A 16,106-nucleotide genomic window follows, 5' to 3' on the forward strand; every position below is an offset into this window, starting at 1 on the left:
TACGCGCGGGACGGGAGGGGCGTAGCCTCTTGATCATCACCCGTTCGGCCGTCGTGGCCGGGTGCGCGGCGGTGCGAAGGCGGACCGTGGTCGGGGGAGGACATCCGGGTGCGCGCCCGGGGCGGGTGTCACTGCCAAGGCCATTTCGATGACGAGGAGACACACGTGAAGTGTCACGTGAAGGGTTTCGACCGGGGCGCCAAGCGGCGTGACCTGGGGCTGCTCCTGCTGCGACTGGGCACCGGCGGGGTACTCGCCGCGCACGGTTCGCAGAAGCTGTTCGGCTGGTTCGGCGGCGGCGGTCTCGACGCGACCGGCCAGGCCATGGAGGCCATGGGGTACGCGCCCGGCAAGCTCAACGCGCTGGCCGCCGGACTGGGCGAGGCGGGCGGCGGCGCGCTGCTGGCCGTGGGCCTCGCGACCCCGGCGGCGGGCGCGGCCGCGGCCGGCACGATGGCGGGGGCCGCGGCGGTGCACTCCCCCAACGGTTTCTTCGCCCAGGGCGGCGGCTACGAGTACCCGGCGTTCCTCGGTTTCGCCGCCGCCGCGCTCTCCGTGGCCGGTCCGGGCCGCTACTCGCTCGACCACAAGCTGGGCCACGCCCTGAACCGGCACTGGATGGTGCCCGCCGCCCTCATCGGCGGGGCCGCCGCGACGCTCACGGTGGTCGCCCAGCGGGGCAAGCGGGTCAAGCAGGCGCAGCAGGAGACGCCGGCCCCGGAGGCCGGCGAGGCCCCCGCGACCTGAGCGCGGGAGAACCCCGGGCGGGGGGGGGGGGGGGGGCGGCGGCGCGCCGGGGCCCCCCCCCCCCGCCCCCCGCGGGCCGCCCCCCGGCCCCGCGGGGGGGGGCGCGCCCCGGCCCCCGCCCCCCCCGGGGCGGGGGCGGGGGGGGCCCCGGGGGGCGCCCCGCGGGGCCCCCCCCCCCCCCCCGCCGTCGTGGCGCCCGCCCGCTCGTCCCCGTGCTCCGAGCCCGCCCGGCGACGGGGGCCCGCGCACGGCGGCTCCCGGATGTACGACAATACGGGCGTACCCGTGTGCCCCACGTGGTGTCCCGGGTACGCCGACGTTTCTCCGCCCCCTCCGCACGAGGAGCACCGCACGATGCAGCACGCACAGCTCTCCGCCCTGGGCCGGGCCCTCCGGCTGCTCGGCGAGCACGGCGAGCAGCTGGGGCAGGACGTGCCCGACGCCCGGTTGCGGGAGATCACCACCGACGTCCGGCGCGCCCTCGAACTGCTGGAGAACGCCGTCGAGGGCCCCGCCCCGACGACGCGCTGCGCCGAGCACCCCAACGGGCCGGTCGACGAGAGCGCCGTGGACGGGTGCCTGCTGTGCGAGACCCGTCGCCGTTCGGCCCGCCGTGGCCGCTACGGCGGTGCGCCCGCCGGTCCGCGCGGCGGCGAGGAGCATCAGGTGCCGGTGGTCTCGCGCTACGGGCTGCGCGAGGAGCGCCCCCGGGCCAGGGAGCGCTGGCTGCCCGAGGTGTGGAACGGGCAGTCCTGGCAGCTGTGCGGTACCCCCCGGCACGACCGGGGCGAGGCGGAGCGCTTCCTGGCCGCCGAGCGCCGGGGCCCGCGCCCGGGACCGGCGTACCGGCTGGTGCAGGAGTTCACGGACTACGAGGTGGTCCGGGTGTGGGGCACCCCGGTGCGCAGCGTGCCGGACACGATGGGCGGACCGGGGCGGCCGGGGATGCCGTAGGGTGTCGGGCGCACGTCCGCCCACGGCCGAGGAGGTGAGTCCGATTTCCGTCAGCACCGGACGGGCGCTCCCTCCTCGTACCCCGGCGGCCCGCGCCGCCCGGCGGTGAGGACCGGGAACGCCCTCTTCAGGTGATCCAGTGATCCCGGGAGGTCTCCCTCATGTCCGTAGCCCCCACTCCCCCTGCCTTTCCCCTGGTCGTGAGCCGTCTGCGCGCGGCCGGCTGCGTCTTCGCCGAGGACGAGGCGCGGCTGCTGCTCGCGTCCGCCGGTGACCGTCCGGACACCCTGGACGCGCTCGTGCGGCGGCGCGCCGCCGGTGAGCCCCTCGAACACGTCGTGGGCCACGCCCGGTTCCACGGCGTACGCGTCGAGGTGGGCCCGGGGGTCTTCGTCCCGCGCCGCCGCACCGAGTTCCTGGTCGACCGGGCGCTGGAGCTCGCCCCGCGTCCCGCCGTGGTCCTCGACCTGTGCTGCGGTTCCGGAGCGGTGGGCCTGGCGCTGGCCACGGCGCTGGGGCCCGGCTGCGTCCTGCACTCCGCGGACGTGGACCCGGGCGCCCTCGTCTACGCGCGCCGCAATGTGGCGGGGGTGGGCGGCACCGTCCACGAGGGCGACCTCTTCGACGCGGTGCCGGGCGCACTGCGCGGCCGGATCGACGTCCTCACCGCGAACGTCCCGTACGTGCCCTCCGGCGAGCTGGCCCTGCTGCCGGCCGAGGCGCGGGTACACGAACCCCGGGTCGCGCTGGACGGCGGCGCCGACGGCCTGGACCTCCTGCGCCGGGTGGCCGCGCGGGCCGCGGCCTGGCTGGCCCCGGGCGGCCACCTCCTCGTCGAGACGAGCGAACGCCAGGCGGACACGGCTCTCGGCGTCCTCGGCGCGGCGGGCCTGCTCCCCGCCGTCGCCGTGTCCGAGGAGCTGTACGCGACGGTGGTGACGGGCCGACGCCCCTAGGGACCGGGACGGCGGGTGTGGACGGGTACCCGCCCGGCCACACCCCGTACGGCGCGCCGGAAGGGGGCACCTCGCTCAACCCGCGCTGTGAGCAGGGGAGTCGGGACACGCTTCCACGGGCACGGCGGCGGTGTCGCCACCGCGTACGGGACTCCGGGGGCCTGCCGCGTTCGCGCGCGTGGTGTCCGGGTGCGCGCCGCGCGAGGCACCCGCCCCGCGGCGGTCGGCGGCGCCCGGCCCCGCGGTGGGGGCGAGGCGCTCGCGCGGGCCGGGGCCGCGCCCGCCAGCGGGGTGACCCTGTCCCCCGCGCGGCTCAGCGTCCCCCCGCCGCGTCGCGCGCGCCCGCCGGGCCGGCCCTAGGGTGCCGCCGTGGACCTACCCGAGTACTTGATCACGCTGCAGAAGTCGGCCGACGACGAGGGGCGGAGGCTGGAACACCTTGAGGGCGAGGAGCTTCAGCGGCAGCGCCGCGTGTGGTTCAACGCCTCGGCCGAGGTGCAGCTCGCCGTCACCGACTGGGCGAAGGACCAGGGGCTGAACCGTCACGACGTGGAGAAGGAACTGCGTCAGCAAGTGCGCCACGGCCACCCCGAGGGCCACTGACCGCGCCCCGGACCGATCGGACCCGGGCGGGGCCCCGCGTGCCCGGCACCCGGCCCCGTCACACCGCCCCCGCCTCCCCCTGCCGGTCGCCCTCCTCGCGCACCCAGCCGCAGGAGGCGCACACCCAGAGGTCGCGTTGGAGCCACATGGTGCGCCGGCAGCGCGCGCAGCCGGTCGTGCGGATTCCGTGCCGGCCCATCAGGGGCGGGTCGGGGGTCGTCGTGGCGTACTCGATGATGCCGTCCCGGTCGTCGCCCGGCGCGGCCATGCGCAGGAGCCGGGCGGTGCGGGAGCGGGCCTCGTCAGCGAAATCGGTCATCTCGCGCGCAGACTAGCGCTCCCGGTCCGCGAGGGTGGAGCGCGCCCCTTCCTCTTCGCCTCCACCGCCCGCCCGGAAACGCCCGCCACCTCGGCCGTCGCCTCCCGAGGCCCCCGGGGCCCGCGCCCGTCCGTACGTGCGTGCGGACGGGCGCGGGGAGCGGTGGACCAGCGCGTACGGGCAGGCGCAGGACGGGAGGTGACGCGCCGTGGGAAGCCGGGTGCCCCTACGCCTTGGCCTCGACGGCGTCCTCCGGGGCGGCGTCGGGCGTGGCGCTCGGGCGCGGGGCGGTGGCCGCGACGGGGATGACGGCGGCGACGACGGCGGCCACGAGGCCCACCCCGCAGCCGATCAGCATGGCGGTGCGGAAACCGGACTCGGAGGGCAGCGCGTAGCCGCCGAAGTCGGTGGTGAGCTGGGCCAGGACCACGCCGATCACGGCGGCCGAGACGGAGCTGCCGATCGAGCGCATCAGTGTGTTGAAGCTGTTGGCCGACGCGGTCTCCGACTGGGGCACGGCGCCCATGATGAGCGCCGGCATCGCCCCGTAGGCGAAGCCGACCCCGGAGTTGCAGACGAGGGTCACGACGAGCAGTCCCCACGGCGAGTCGGTGCCGATCACCGGGACCGACAGCCCGTAGCCGAGGGCGACGACGAAGCTGCCGAAGGCGAGGGTGACCTTGGGGCCCTTGGCGGCGGAGAGCTTCGCGCCGATGGGCGACATCACCATCATCATGAGCCCGGCGGGCGCCATCCACAGGCCCATGGCGAGCATCGACTGCCCGAGGCCGTAGCCGGTGGCCTTGGGCAGCTGGAGCAGCTGCGGGACCACGAGGGACTGGGCGTACATCGCGAAGCCGACCAGCACCGAGGCGACGTTGGTCATGAGCACCTGGGGCCGGGCGGTGACGCGCAGGTCGACCAGCGGGTCCTTGACGCGCAGCTCCCACCAGCCCCACACCGCGAGGAGGACGACGGCGGCGCCGAGCAGGCCCAGGGTCCTGCCACTGCCCCAGCCCCAGTCGGCGCCCTTGGAGACGCCGAGCAGCAGGCACACGAGCGCGGCGCCGAGGCCGAAGGCGCCGAGCAGGTCGAATCCGGCGGGCGCGGGACGGTTGTGGTCCCCGGGCACGAGGGCGGCGATGAGCGCGCCGACGCCGACGGCCAGGGCGGCGACGACCCAGAACAGGACGCGCCAGCTGGTGTTCTCGGCGATGGCCGCGGAGAACGGCAGGCCGAGCGCGCCGCCCACGCCCATGGACGCGCTCATGATCGCGATGGAGGAACCGAGCTTCTCGGCGGGCACCACGTCGCGCAGCAGGCTGATGCCGAGCGGTACGACGCCCATCCCCAGCCCCTGGAGGGCGCGTCCGGCGACCATCGGGAGGAGGGAGGTGGACAGGGCGCAGACCACGGAGCCGAGGAGGAGGGGGGCGAGGGAGGCGAGCAGCATGCGCCGCTTGCCGTACATGTCCCCGAGCCGTCCGGCGACCGGCGTGGCCACGGCGGCCGCGAGCAGCGTGGCGGTGATCACCCAGGAGGCGTTCGAGGCGGTGGTGTCGAACAGCTTGGGCAGTTCCGCGATGAGCGGGACCACCAGGGTCTGGGTGAGCGCGGCCACGATGCCGCCGAGCGCGAGGATGCCGACAACACCGCCGGTGCGGGCTGCGGGCTCGGTTCTTTCCACGGGGCACTCCCTCTGGGAATCCACTGGCACGGAGGGCTGCGCATCATGCACAGCTCATGCAATATACAGGTTATATGCATGATGCATAGCACGTGCAGAATACATACATATCCTGATACGGTAGGACTGAGTGGGCCCCTTTCAGGGCTGCCCGCACGGAGCCGAAGGAACGACGCCTGGTGGACCTGCCCCTTGACCGGATCGAGCTGGAGACGACGCTGCTCAGCCGGTACTCGCAGCTGATCACGCCGCGCGCCGACTGGCGCCTCGACCGCAGCGCCTACATCCTGCTCACCCGCATCGAGGCCGAGGGCCCGATGTCCATCGGCCAGCTCAGCGAGGCGTTCGGCCTGGACCAGTCCACCCTCAACCGGCAGACGGCGGCGATGCTGCGTTCCGGGGTCGTCGAGCGCATCCCCGACCCGGAGGGCGGCATCGCCCGCAAGTTCGCCATCACCGCCGAGGGCCAGGAGCGCCTGGAGTCCGACCGCGAGAGGAACCGGACCGGTCTCGCCAAGGTGCTCTCCGACTGGACCCCCGAGGAGGTGGCGGGCCTCGTGGAGGCGCTCAGCCACCTCAACCGCTCCATCGAACGACTCGACGGAAGGCCGTGGCCACGGGGGTGAGCGACCCTCTCGCCCGCCGGGCCCGGCGGGCATCCGGGAGGTCACGCGGTGTCGCCGGGCCAGGCGGGTCGCGCGGGTTCGCCGGACGCGGCAGGTCACACGGTTCGCCGGGGTCCCACGTCGGATTCCTGCCGGAGTCCCGGCGCCCGTGCCCGGAGACTGGCCGCATGACGATCGCCTACCAGCCGCTTCCCGTCCCGCCCGCCGCGCTCGGAGAGCTGCGCGTCACCGACGACTGCGGCCGCGGGACCCGCCCTTTCACCGCGAACGCCGAGGGCGTTCCCGTCGACTGCGTGGGCAGCCCCCTGCGCTGCTGTCTGCGCCCCGTCGAGGCCGGGGAGCGGGTGGCCCTCGTCTCCTACGCGCCGCTGCGCCGCTGGGCGAGGGCGAGCGGCGCCGAGCCGGGCGCGTACGACGAGGCGGGGCCGGTGTTCGTCCACGCCGAGGCGTGCGCGGGCCCGGAGGCGGGCCGGGGCTACCCCTTCGCCCGGCCCGGCGCCCTGCGCACCCTCCGGCGCTACGACGCGCGGGGCCACATCGTCGGCGGCCGCCTCTTCGAGATCCCCACGCGGGCGGACGCGGGCTTCGACCGGGCCCTGGCGGAGTCCTTCGGGGAACCGGAGGTGGCCCTGGTGCACGTACGGGCCGTGGAGTACGGCTGCTTCCAGTTCGAGGTGCGGCGGCCGTAACTTCCGGGGCCCGGCCGGCCCGGCCCGTACCCGGGGCCCGGCCCCGGCCCGTACCCGGGGCCCGGCCCCGGCCCGTACCCGTATCCGTACGCCCGCCCCGTTCGCGCGGCGGTCCCGTCAGCCCGTCAGAACGTGGGGCGGATCGCCCCGACCGGTTCGCCGTGGCCGAGGACGGGGGCGGTGGCGAGCGCGCTCAGCGTCTCGTCGCCGTCCACGTCCACCCCCAGGCGCCGCAGGGCGGCGACCATCACCACGGGACGGGACCGCTGGGAGCCGTCGGCTATCTTCAGCGACACCGCCGAGCCGTCGGGCAGGCCGAGCGCGTACACGCCCTCGGCGCCGTCCTTGGCGACGGCCCCCGGCAGGGCGCCCATGAGCCGTGTCACGTCGCGACCGGTGCCGCCGACGTACTCCGGGTACGTGTTCATCGCCCGCGCCACCCGGTGTTCGAGGCTGCCCCGCGGCGCGGAGGCCAGGCGTCCGAAGGCCCGCGCGAGGCCCCGCGGGCTGAGGGCGAAGAGCGGGGCGCCGCAACCGTCGACCCCGGTGGCCAAGACCCGCTCCCCCGCCGTCTCCTCCAGGGTCTCGCGCAGTCTCACCTGGAGCGGGTGCGCGGGGTCGAGGTAGCCGGCGGTGTCCCAGCCGTTGCGTACGCAGGTGGCCAGCATCGCGGCGTGCTTGCCCGAGCAGTTCATCGTCAGCGGGGAGGGCTCACCGCCGCCGGCCAGGTACGCGCGCAACGCGCCCTCCCCGATGGGCAGCGCCGCCGTGCAGCGCAGCGCCCCGACGCCGAGCCCGGCACCGGCCAGGATCGCGCGCACGCCCTCCAGGTGGATGTCCTCCCCCGAGTGACTGGCGCAGGCCAGCGCCAGCAGTTCGCCGTCCAGCCCGAGGCCGGCCCTGAGCATGCCGAGCGCCTGGAGCGGTTTGTTGGAGGAACGCGGGTACATCGGGGCGTCTGCGTCCCCGATCCGCAGGGTCTCGGAACCGTCCGGGGCGGTCGCGAGGACCGTCCCGTGGTGCACGGACTCCAGGAAGTCCCCGCGCCAGACCTCGGCCACCACGTGGTGCATCGGTTGTGTCCGCCTCTCCCAGCTGAAAAGTCAACTGTCGACAGTTATCACTTCGTGGCAGCGGATGTCGAGAGTGGCGTCGATCGCACGGGCACCTCTTGACAGCTGCGGAAACACCCCTGTCAACTGGCGACTGTCAACAGTTCGCCGGTCCTGGGAGGTACCGCCCCGTGAGCGAGACACTGCAGCGCGGCCTCGCCGTCCAGATCGCCGAGGTGCTGCGCGAACGTCTGCTCGGCGGGCACCTGCCGCCCGGCACCCGCGTCAACGAGGTGGTGCTCGCGCGGGAGCTCGGCACGAGCCGTGGCCCCTTGCGCGAGGCCGTGCGCCAGCTCGTCAGCGAGGGTCTGCTCGTGCATCAGCCCAACCGGGGGGCCACGGTCTTCAGCGCCGGGCCCGAGGACGTACGCGCCTTGTTCGAACTGCGTACGGCGCTGGAGACGGCCGCCGCGCGGATGGCCGCCGAGCGTCGCGAGGACAGGGACGTCGCCGCGTTGCGCGCGGCCTGCGCCCGCGCCCGCAGGACCATCCAGGGCGGGCGGCGCTTCGTGCACCGGCTGGACCTCGACTTCCACCGGACCCTGACCGACACCGCGCGCAGCCCGCGGGTCACCGAGCAGGTGTGGCGGGCGCAGCAGCAGATCATCCTGTTGCGCAGTCCGCTGGACGTCCCGGCGGCGCACACCGCCGACTCGCTGGACGCGCACGAGGAGATCGCCGAGGCCGTCGCGGACGGCGACGGCGAGCGGGCCGCCGCGCTGATGCGCGACCATCTCGACCAAGTGCAGGCCCATATGACGGCTTCTCTGACCGACCGCGCGAGGACCTCCCCGTCCGGCCCCGCGACGGCCTCCCCTCCGACCGTTTGACGGCTTCCCCGACCGACCGCTGAAGCCCGTTCGCGGGCTTGCCCCCTCCGTGGCGTGCGGGTCCCCTCCGTGGCGTGCGGGCCCGCGCCAGGGCGCGCCCCCGTACGCCTTCCCGCCGCCGGCGCCCGCGTCCGCCGCCCCTCCCCTACCCCCCGTACCGACCCGTCCGGCCCCCGCCGGGCCACTGGAGTACCCCCATGACCGACTCCCCCGTCGCGGCACCGCCCCCGCGCGAGCGCCGTGTCCCCGGGCTGTTCGTCGCCGCGCTGCCCGTGGTGCTGATGCTGACCCTGATGATCACGGGCACCGTCTGGCTGGACCTGGACCCCGTGGTGCTGCTCGTCGCGGCCTGTGCCGTCACCGGCGTCATCGCCTGGCGGCTCGGGGTCGGCTGGGACCGGATGCTGGTGGGCATCCGGTCGAAGATCGACGCCGCGATGCCGGCCCTGCTGATCCTCGTCTCCATCGGCATGCTCATCGGCACGTGGACGCTGAGCGGCACGATCCCGATGATCGTCGACTGGGGCCTCAAGGCCATCCAGCCCTCGTGGATCGTGGTGCTGTCGTTCCTGATCACCATGGTCGTCTCCACGGTGACGGGCACCTCCTGGGGCTCCGTCGGCACCGTCGGCGTCGCCCTGATCGGGGTGGCCGGCGGGCTCGGCGTGTCCCTGCCGATGACGGCGGGCGCCATCGTGTCGGGCGCCTACTTCGGCGACAAGATGTCCCCGATGTCGGACACCACCAACCTGGCGCCCGCCGTGGCCGGTTCGACGCTCTTCGAGCACATCCGGCACCTCCTGTGGACGACCGGCCCGGCCGCCGTGCTCTCCTGCGTCCTGTATCTGGTCCTGGGCCGCACCCAGCACGCCGACGGTCAGGCCGCGCAGCGCACCGAGGCGCTCCAGAACCTCCTGGAGCAGGGCTTCCACTTCAACCTGCTGCTCCTGCTGCCGCCCGCCGTGATCCTGGTGGGCGCGATCATGAAGAAGCCGCCGCTGCCGACCATCATCGCCTCCTCGGCGGTCGCGGGGCTCCTGGGCGGCGTCTTCCAGGGCTTCTCCCTGCGGCAGATATGCGCCTCCGCCTCTACCGGCTTCACCACGTCGATGCTGGACGGTCACGGGGGCATCGACCCCGGGCAGCTCTCCCAGGCGGCCGGAACCCTCCTCAACCGGGGCGGCATGGCGTCGATGGCCTCGACGATGCTGATCGGCCTCGCCGGCTTCGCCTTCGCCGGCATCCTGACCGAGACCGGCTGCCTCGACGTCCTCATGCACCGCCTGCTCGCCCGGGTCCGCCGCACGGGCGGAATCATCCTGGCGACGGCGCTGTCCTCCGTGGGCGCGGCGTTCGCGATGGGGGTCTCGTACCTGACGATCATCGTGCCGGGCCAGGCGTTCCGCGACGTCTACCCGGAACGGGGACTCGCCCCGAAGAACCTCTCGCGCACCCTGGAGGACTCGGGCACCGTCTTCGTCCCGCTGGTGCCCTGGACCGAGGCCGCGACCTACATGTCCACGACGCTGGGGGTCGCCACCATGGCGTACGCCCCCTACGCCTTCCTGAACTACTTCGGTGTGATCATCGCCGTGATCTGCGGCTACACCGGTATCGGCATAGCCCGCCAGGCCCCGGTACGCCGGGCGGAGAGGACGGAGCCGGTGGGGGCGGCCGTGTGAGGGGCCGGGCCACCGGCCGCGCCGGCCGGGTTGCGGCGCCCCGCGGATCGATGTGGTCTCCGCGCATGACACGAGTGCTGTATCTGATCGCGTGCGCGGCCGGCCCAACGCGGTACGTCGACGCGGGTGTTCGGGCGGCTCAGGCGAAGGGCTGGGACGTCTGCCTGCTGCTGACCCCCTCGGCGGCCCACTGGTGGCGACCGCGGACGCGGGAACTGGAGGAGCTGACCGGGCACCCCGTGCGGTCGCGGTACAAGCTGCCGCACGAGCCGGACGCCCTGCCGAAGGCGGACGCGATACTCGTCGCGCCGATGACGACGACCTCCGCCTGCAAATGGGCGGCGGGTATCACCGACACGGTGGCGCTCGGCATCCCGGCCGAGGCGGTACACCTGGGGGTCCCCGTGGTCGCGGCCCACTTCTGGAGCACCGCGCTCGACGCCCAGCCGGCCGTCGCACGCGCGCTGGAGACGCTGCGGGAGCAAGGCGTGCGCGTGTTCTCGCCGCCGGGTGAGCCGCACCCACCGAAGCGGGGGAACGCACGCGAGTTCCCGTGGCGTCTCGCGCTGGACGAGGTGGAGCGGGTCGTCGGCAGCGGGTGACGATCGTCGGCCGTCTCTGTCTCCGTCGGCCGTCGTCTGTCTCCGTCGGCCGTCTCCGTCGTCTGTCGTCGCGGAGTGCCCCCGCCCGGGTTCCCTCGGCTTCGAACCGGGTGCGCCGACGGCGGGTTCGCGCCGTCTGGCGTATTTCACGGGGCTGTGCTGCCGGGCCTGGACCCCTACCCTTGAGCCCCGAGCCGACGGAGGAAGCATGTCAGGTTTACGAGCGAGGATCCGCATCGGTGCGAGCGCGGCGGCCACCGCGGCCCTGGCGCTGTCCGGCCTGGTCATGGGCAGCGGCGAGGCACAGGCAGCCACCACCATCCACTGCGGCTCTCTCGTGGTGTTCTCCTTCCAGAACTGCGACCCGTTCACTGACACGGGCGGCCCTTACACCATGAACGTGGACAGCTACTACAACTGGAACCCCCTCCCCTCCAGCGGCAACATCTACTACGCGGGGTCGAACCTGCGCACTACCTGCCAGAGCCTGGCATCGTTGGGCACCGGCTACTACTACGGCACCGGCTGCACGGCGCTGACTCCCCAGTAGCCCCCGCGACCGGCGTCGAGGGACCGCGCCCGGCACTCGCCCGGCGCGCCCAGGCGATCCGGGCGCAACGGCCGGGTTCGCGCGAACCCTGGCATCGACCGGAGCTGAGGCCCTACTGTCGATCCGTCGCCCACGGGCGGCACCGTCTCCGGACCAACTGGCCTACGGGCCACCTCCCCACGAGGAGTCTTCGTGATCACACTCACGCCAGACGAGAAGGCCATCCACCGTGTACTGCTGGACCGGAGTCGGGCTGCCGACCCGACGAAGCCCATGGATGCTTGTCTGAGCTACAAGGCGCTCGGCCTCGTGATTGACCCAGAGGGGATCAACACCGGGATGAGCCGGCCCCCCTTCCGGACAATGTTCCCGGCCCTCGGCCACGTCAGCATGTACGAGGTCGAGCACGGCAGGCCGATGCTCTCGGCGCTCGTTATCTCCGAAAGTTCACACGCACCAGGCGCGGGATTTGCCGACCTGGCCCGGCATCTCAAGCTCAAAGTTGAGGACGATGCCACCTTCTGGCGGGAAGAGTTGGAACGAACGCTCCGGTTCTGGTCAGCACAGGACTCGCTCCTCGTCCTGGATGCCGCAGTAGATCGCCTGATGGGCGAACTCCAGACGATCAAGAACAGCCTACGGAAGATCCAGCAATCCGCTTAGCAGTCGCGAGGCCGGCGAGGCGGTACCTCTGCCTGCCCCGGACTTCCTAGGGACTTTTCGCGGCCTGACGCGGCAAGCCCCCGAAAGACCGGAAAGGGCCTCCGACGCAGGTCAGAGGCCCTTTCCCAGGCAACGCCGCAGGTGGCGGCAGACGAGTCGGGCTGTACGCCGGATTCTGTCGCCCGGTCGCCTCGCGGCGGCCGGGGAGACGGCCATCCATCTAGGGCCGGCGTTGCCGCCGGCCTCGTGCGGTCTACCCGCGGACTCGGGCGGGCAGCCCTCGTACGTCCGCGCAGGAGCACCTGGGTGCTCCCTTTTGACCTTGCTCCAGGTGGGGTTTACCTAGCTGCCCAGGTCACCCTGGGCACTGGTGGTCTCTTACACCACCGTTTCACCCTTACCGGGGACCGAGGTCCCCGGCGGTCTGTTTTCTGTGGCACTGTCCCGCGGGTCACCCCGGGTGGCCGTTAGCCACCACCTTGCCCTGTGGAGTCCGGACGTTCCTCGGGAACATCCCGGAGGGTGTTCACGCGGCCGTCCGCCCGGCTCGTCTGCCGTGCCGCCATGATACGGGGTCCCTCGCGGCCCTCGCTCCGCGCGCCCGTCACGCCGCGGACGACGCCGCCGCACGCCCGCATTCCCCTTCCCCACCGGATTCCCCACCGGACCCGGCCTCCCCGGCCTCCCCCTGCTGTCCTGTGCGCGGACCGATCGTTCAATTCCCCTTTCGCGCAAAGGGGTTCACTTTGTCAGGCCCGCGCGGTGCCGGCTGTCGAGCCGGGGTGCCGGTGACGGCGTGGATCAACCGCGCCTTCGCGCACCGCGCGACCCGCCGGCCGGCGGACGACCGTCCTTGACCTTGACGCGGCGGCAGGGTTTCTACTGGCCGCATGCGGATCGGAGAACTCGCCGCGCTGGTCGGGGTGACCCCCCGGGCAGTGCGGCACTACCACCACATCGGGCTGCTCCCCGAGCCGGCGCGGCGGGGCAACGGCTACCGGGACTACGGGCTGCGGGACGCCGTCGCGCTCGCGCGGGTCCGCCGGCTGAGCGAGCTGGGCCTCGGTCTCGACGAGGTGCGCGACGCGCTCGCGGACGACGCGGGCCACGAGCTGGCCGAGGTGCTGGACGAGCTGGACGCCGACCTGGCCCGCCAGGAGGCGGACCTGCGGGAGCGGCGGAAGCGGCTCGCCCGGCTGCGGGCCCAGGTCGCCGAGGGGACGTACGCGCTGGACGGACCCGTACGCCCCGGCGCCGTACCCGCCGGCCTCGACCCGGCGGGGGCCGCGGTCGCCGCGCTCGACCGGGACGTCCTGGCGCTGCTGGAGACGGGCGCCCCGCCCGGCACCCGGGAGCACATGGCGGCGGCTTACGACCGGCTCACCGCCGCGCCGGGGGCCGAGGAGCGGATGCGGGAGGTGTACGCGCTGCTCGGCGGGCTCGCGGACACCGATCCGGCCGCTTCCGGCGCGGCCGGGCGGATCGAGGAGGTGGCGCGGGCCCTGGTCGGCGCGCTGCCCCCGGCGCTGCTCGGCGAGCTGCGTGCCGGGGCGGCGGCCGTGTCGCGGGCCGGTACGGCGCTGCCCGGGGCCGTGTCCTTCCTGGACGCCCTGCGCGCGGAGCTGGCCCCGGCCCAGATGTCGGCCTTCCTGCGGGCGATGGAGCTGATCGCGGGGCCGGAGCGGGGCGGGGACCTCGCGGCGCCCGGGGCGGAGGAGGACCGGTGAGCGCCGGGGACTCCACGACGCACCGCGCTCCGCTGGCGCTGCGCCTGCTCGCGCACGAGTGGGGTATCTGGGTGAGCCTCGGGCGGTGGGTGAGCGGGCGGCGGCACGGGCTGGGCGCCGGGCGGACCGGTTTCGGGTACGCGCGGGCGCAGGCCTCGACGATGTGGGCGCTGGTCTTCGTGGCCGTCGTGGAGACCGTCATGCTCGCGCTGCTGCTGCGTCCCTGGCCGGTGGCGCACCTCGTGGTGCTCGTGGCCGACGTGTGGACGCTGGCCCTGCTCCTGGGGGTCCAGGCGGCGGCGGTGACGCGTCCGCACGTCGTGGACGAGGAGACGGTACGGATACGGCGCGGGCTCGGCACGGACGTACTGATCCCGCGTACCGCCGTGCTCGCCGTACGGCGTCAGCTGCGGCTCGCCGGGGCGCGGGCCGCCGATCCGGAGGCGCTCGAACTCGATGTCGCCTCGCAGACCACCGTCACCCTGGAACTCGCCGCCCCGGTGCGCGTCCAGCCGGTGTTCGGCCCGCCCCGGTACGTGCGCCGCCTCCACGTGCACGCGGACGAGCCGGACGCCCTGGTCGCCGCTCTGGCCCCGGCGCCCCGGCCGTGACAGACGCCCCGGGCCGGTTCGCTTACCCTGGCGCGGGGCCCGTCGAGTGACCGAGGAGAGAGAACACCGTGCTGGTACTGCTGCCGCCGTCCGAGGGCAAGGCCGCCGCCGGCCGGGGCGCCCCGGTGGATCTCGCGGGGCTCTCGCTGCCCGGCCTGAACACGGCCCGCGCCGCCGTGCTGGACGAGCTCGTGGAGCTGTGCTCCGGGGACGAGGTCAAGGCGCGCGAGGTCCTGGGCGTCGGCGAGGGGCTGCGCGGCGAGGTCGCGAAGAACGCGGGGCTGCGCGAGGCGGGGACCCGGCCGGCCGGCGAGATCTACACGGGCGTGCTGTACGACGCCCTCGGCCTGGCCTCGCTGGACGCGGCGGCCAGACGGCGGGCCGCCCGGTCCCTCCTGGTGTTCTCGGGGCTGTGGGGCGCCGTCCGCACGGGCGACCGCATCCCCTCGTACCGCCTGTCGATGGGTGTGCGGCTGCCCGGCGCCGGTCCGCTCGCCGCGTACTGGCGGCCGGTCATGGACGAGGTGCTGCCCGAGGCGGCGGACGGCGGGCTCGTGCTGGACCTGCGCTCGGCCGCGTACGCCGCCGCGTGGAAGCCGAAGGGCGGACTGGCCGGCGCGACAGCCACGGTGCGGGTGCTGCACGCCCGCACCGTCGACGGCGTCGAGAAGCGCTCGGTGGTCAGCCACTTCAACAAGGCGACGAAGGGGCGGATCGTGCGGGACCTGCTCGCGGACGGCCGGCTGCCCGGCTCGCCGGCCGAACTCGTGACGGCGCTGCGCGACCTGGGCCACGTCGTGGAGGGCGGCGCCCCCGCCACCGCCGGCCGGCCGTGGGCGCTGGACGTCGTCGTGACCGACGTGCACGGGGGCGGCGGGAACTGAAGGGGGCGCGGCGACCGGCGTGCGCTGACCGGGAGGTGCCGGGAGGTGCCGGGAGGTGCCGGGAGGTGCCGGGAGGTGCCGGGGCATCGTGTCGCGAGCACCCCCGTCACCCCCCCCGTTGCATCCTGCGCAACGGGCTTTGCGCCCTGCGCACACGCCGAGGCAGGATGAGGCCATGACTTCTCCCTCGTCCCCCTCCGCCTCCCCCTCGGCCTCCCCCTCCGTGCTGGAACTCGCGCCCGTCGTGCCCGTCGTCGTCGTCCAGGACCTCGCGGACGCGGTCCCGCTGGCCCGCGCCCTGGTGGCGGGCGGACTGCCCGCGATCGAGGTCACGCTGCGCACGCCGGTCGCGCTGGACGCGATACGGGAGATCGCAGAGCGGGTGCCGGAGGCGGTCGTGGGCGCGGGGACGGTCATCTCGCCCGGGAACGTCGACGCCTCGGTGCGGGCGGGCGCCCGCTTCCTGGTGAGCCCGGGGTGGACGGACACGCTGCTGGAGTCGATGAAGGCGTCCGGCGTGCCCTTCCTGCCGGGGGTGTCGACGACCTCCGAGGTGGTCGCGCTGCTGGAGCGCGGGGTCACGGAGATGAAGTTCTTCCCGGCGCGGGCGGCGGGCGGCGCCCCGTACCTCAAGGCGCTCGCGAGCCCGCTGCCGCAGGCGCGGTTCTGCCCGACCGGCGGGGTGGACCTGGCCTCGGCGCCCGAGTACCTCGCGCTGGACAACGTGGGCTGCGTGGGCGGTTCGTGGATGCTGCCGGCCGACGCGATCGCGGCGAGGGACTGGGGCCGGGTCGAGGCCCTGGCGCGCGAGGCGGCGGCCCTGGGCACGGCCTGAGCACCCCGGCCAGTCACCCCGGCCGGTGA

The 16,106-nt window shown here is 74.4% G+C and carries 18 protein-coding genes and 1 other RNA gene; 15 read left to right on the forward strand and 4 right to left on the reverse strand.

Going from position 1 to position 16,106, the window contains the following annotated elements; genetic code table 11:
* Positions 1–165: 165 nt before the first annotated feature.
* From ACFYMP_RS02120 to ACFYMP_RS02135, 4 genes are all read left to right on the forward strand, one after another.
* A complete protein-coding gene (locus ACFYMP_RS02120; protein WP_388848980.1) occupies positions 166–747 on the forward strand; it encodes a DoxX family membrane protein in 582 nt (193 codons plus the stop codon).
* A 354-nt stretch (positions 748–1,101) separates the two neighbouring features.
* Positions 1,102–1,701: a hypothetical protein gene (locus ACFYMP_RS02125; RefSeq protein ID WP_388848983.1), complete on the forward strand. Its 600-nt coding sequence runs from the start codon at positions 1,102–1,104 to the stop codon at positions 1,699–1,701.
* 161 nt (positions 1,702–1,862) lie between these two features.
* On the forward strand, positions 1,863–2,657 hold the full coding sequence (locus ACFYMP_RS02130; protein WP_388848986.1) for a putative protein N(5)-glutamine methyltransferase: 795 nt from the start codon (positions 1,863–1,865) through the stop codon (positions 2,655–2,657).
* Positions 2,658–3,026: 369 nt separating this feature from the next.
* The gene (locus ACFYMP_RS02135) at positions 3,027–3,260 is read left to right on the forward strand and encodes a hypothetical protein (protein ID WP_388848989.1); all 234 of its coding nucleotides are present in this window, start codon (positions 3,027–3,029) and stop codon (positions 3,258–3,260) included.
* A 58-nt stretch (positions 3,261–3,318) separates the two neighbouring features.
* Here the strand turns inward: ACFYMP_RS02135 and ACFYMP_RS02140 are convergent, their stop codons facing one another.
* Positions 3,319–3,579, reverse strand: a complete 261-nt coding sequence (locus ACFYMP_RS02140) for a hypothetical protein (RefSeq protein WP_388848992.1) — start codon at positions 3,577–3,579, stop codon at positions 3,319–3,321.
* 226 nt (positions 3,580–3,805) lie between these two features.
* Entirely contained in the window at positions 3,806–5,266 is a 1,461-nt protein-coding gene (locus ACFYMP_RS02145) for an MFS transporter (RefSeq protein WP_388848995.1), read from the reverse strand.
* A gap of 179 nt (positions 5,267–5,445) precedes the next feature.
* Between ACFYMP_RS02145 and ACFYMP_RS02150 the strand changes: the two genes are divergently transcribed.
* Both ACFYMP_RS02150 and ACFYMP_RS02155 read left to right on the forward strand, forming a co-directional pair.
* On the forward strand, positions 5,446–5,892 hold the full coding sequence (locus ACFYMP_RS02150; protein WP_388848998.1) for a MarR family winged helix-turn-helix transcriptional regulator: 447 nt from the start codon (positions 5,446–5,448) through the stop codon (positions 5,890–5,892).
* A gap of 167 nt (positions 5,893–6,059) precedes the next feature.
* A complete protein-coding gene (locus ACFYMP_RS02155) occupies positions 6,060–6,581 on the forward strand; it encodes a DUF1203 domain-containing protein (RefSeq protein WP_388849000.1) in 522 nt (173 codons plus the stop codon).
* Between the two features lie 125 nt (positions 6,582–6,706).
* Here ACFYMP_RS02155 and ACFYMP_RS02160 read toward each other — a convergent pair whose 3' ends face one another.
* On the reverse strand, positions 6,707–7,654 hold the full coding sequence (locus ACFYMP_RS02160; protein ID WP_388849003.1) for an asparaginase: 948 nt from the start codon (positions 7,652–7,654) through the stop codon (positions 6,707–6,709).
* 170 nt (positions 7,655–7,824) lie between these two features.
* Here ACFYMP_RS02160 and ACFYMP_RS02165 point away from each other — a divergent pair, with 170 nt between their 5' ends.
* The 5 genes from ACFYMP_RS02165 to ACFYMP_RS02185 all read left to right on the forward strand — a co-directional run bounded on the left by ACFYMP_RS02165 (position 7,825) and on the right by ACFYMP_RS02185 (position 12,020).
* Complete coding sequence (locus ACFYMP_RS02165; protein ID WP_388849006.1) at positions 7,825–8,523, forward strand: GntR family transcriptional regulator; 699 nt, start codon at positions 7,825–7,827, stop codon at positions 8,521–8,523.
* 197 nt (positions 8,524–8,720) lie between these two features.
* Complete coding sequence (gene nhaC, locus ACFYMP_RS02170; RefSeq protein ID WP_388849009.1) at positions 8,721–10,205, forward strand: Na+/H+ antiporter NhaC; 1,485 nt, start codon at positions 8,721–8,723, stop codon at positions 10,203–10,205.
* 65 nt (positions 10,206–10,270) lie between these two features.
* The gene (locus ACFYMP_RS02175) at positions 10,271–10,807 is read left to right on the forward strand and encodes a flavoprotein (RefSeq protein WP_388849012.1); all 537 of its coding nucleotides are present in this window, start codon (positions 10,271–10,273) and stop codon (positions 10,805–10,807) included.
* A gap of 208 nt (positions 10,808–11,015) precedes the next feature.
* A complete protein-coding gene (locus ACFYMP_RS02180) occupies positions 11,016–11,357 on the forward strand; it encodes a hypothetical protein (RefSeq protein ID WP_388849015.1) in 342 nt (113 codons plus the stop codon).
* A gap of 192 nt (positions 11,358–11,549) precedes the next feature.
* Positions 11,550–12,020, forward strand: a complete 471-nt coding sequence (locus ACFYMP_RS02185) for a hypothetical protein (RefSeq protein ID WP_388849018.1) — start codon at positions 11,550–11,552, stop codon at positions 12,018–12,020.
* 148 nt (positions 12,021–12,168) lie between these two features.
* Here ACFYMP_RS02185 and rnpB read toward each other — a convergent pair.
* An RNA gene (gene rnpB / locus ACFYMP_RS02190) (RNase P RNA component class A) lies at positions 12,169–12,570 on the reverse strand.
* A gap of 340 nt (positions 12,571–12,910) precedes the next feature.
* On the opposite strand from rnpB, the gene ACFYMP_RS02195 reads away from it, so the two are divergent.
* The 4 genes from ACFYMP_RS02195 (at position 12,911) to eda (ending at position 16,077) form a co-directional block, all read left to right on the forward strand.
* Positions 12,911–13,747, forward strand: a complete 837-nt coding sequence (locus ACFYMP_RS02195; protein WP_388849021.1) for a MerR family transcriptional regulator — start codon at positions 12,911–12,913, stop codon at positions 13,745–13,747.
* Entirely contained in the window at positions 13,744–14,358 is a 615-nt protein-coding gene (locus ACFYMP_RS02200; RefSeq protein WP_388849024.1) for a hypothetical protein, read from the forward strand. Before ACFYMP_RS02195 ends, ACFYMP_RS02200 begins: the two co-directional genes overlap by 4 nt.
* A 68-nt stretch (positions 14,359–14,426) precedes the next feature.
* Positions 14,427–15,242: a peroxide stress protein YaaA gene (yaaA, locus tag ACFYMP_RS02205; RefSeq protein WP_388849027.1), complete on the forward strand. Its 816-nt coding sequence runs from the start codon at positions 14,427–14,429 to the stop codon at positions 15,240–15,242.
* Between the two features lie 175 nt (positions 15,243–15,417).
* Positions 15,418–16,077: a bifunctional 4-hydroxy-2-oxoglutarate aldolase/2-dehydro-3-deoxy-phosphogluconate aldolase gene (gene eda / locus ACFYMP_RS02210; RefSeq protein WP_388849030.1), complete on the forward strand. Its 660-nt coding sequence runs from the start codon at positions 15,418–15,420 to the stop codon at positions 16,075–16,077.
* Positions 16,078–16,106 lie beyond the last annotated feature (29 nt).

Origin of the sequence: Streptomyces sp. NPDC007088, assembly GCF_042869355.1 — a bacterium.
Classification (GTDB): Bacteria; Actinomycetota; Actinomycetes; order Streptomycetales; family Streptomycetaceae; genus Streptomyces.

What these genes read in the sequence shown, in the direction of transcription:
- ACFYMP_RS02125 (WP_388848983.1), top strand. Translation starts at nt 1,102, where the DNA reads ATGCAGCACGCACAGCTCTCCGCCCTGGGCCGGGCCCTCCGGCTGCTC.
- ACFYMP_RS02130 (WP_388848986.1), top strand. Translation starts at nt 1,863, where the DNA reads ATGTCCGTAGCCCCCACTCCCCCTGCCTTTCCCCTGGTCGTGAGCCGT.
- ACFYMP_RS02140 (WP_388848992.1), bottom strand. Translation starts at nt 3,579, where the DNA reads ATGACCGATTTCGCTGACGAGGCCCGCTCCCGCACCGCCCGGCTCCTG.
- ACFYMP_RS02155 (WP_388849000.1), top strand. Translation starts at nt 6,060, where the DNA reads ATGACGATCGCCTACCAGCCGCTTCCCGTCCCGCCCGCCGCGCTCGGA.
- ACFYMP_RS02160 (WP_388849003.1), bottom strand. Translation starts at nt 7,654, where the DNA reads ATGCACCACGTGGTGGCCGAGGTCTGGCGCGGGGACTTCCTGGAGTCC.
- nhaC (WP_388849009.1), top strand. Translation starts at nt 8,721, where the DNA reads ATGACCGACTCCCCCGTCGCGGCACCGCCCCCGCGCGAGCGCCGTGTC.
- ACFYMP_RS02175 (WP_388849012.1), top strand. Translation starts at nt 10,271, where the DNA reads ATGACACGAGTGCTGTATCTGATCGCGTGCGCGGCCGGCCCAACGCGG.
- ACFYMP_RS02180 (WP_388849015.1), top strand. Translation starts at nt 11,016, where the DNA reads ATGTCAGGTTTACGAGCGAGGATCCGCATCGGTGCGAGCGCGGCGGCC.
- ACFYMP_RS02195 (WP_388849021.1), top strand. Translation starts at nt 12,911, where the DNA reads ATGCGGATCGGAGAACTCGCCGCGCTGGTCGGGGTGACCCCCCGGGCA.
- eda (WP_388849030.1), top strand. Translation starts at nt 15,418, where the DNA reads ATGACTTCTCCCTCGTCCCCCTCCGCCTCCCCCTCGGCCTCCCCCTCC.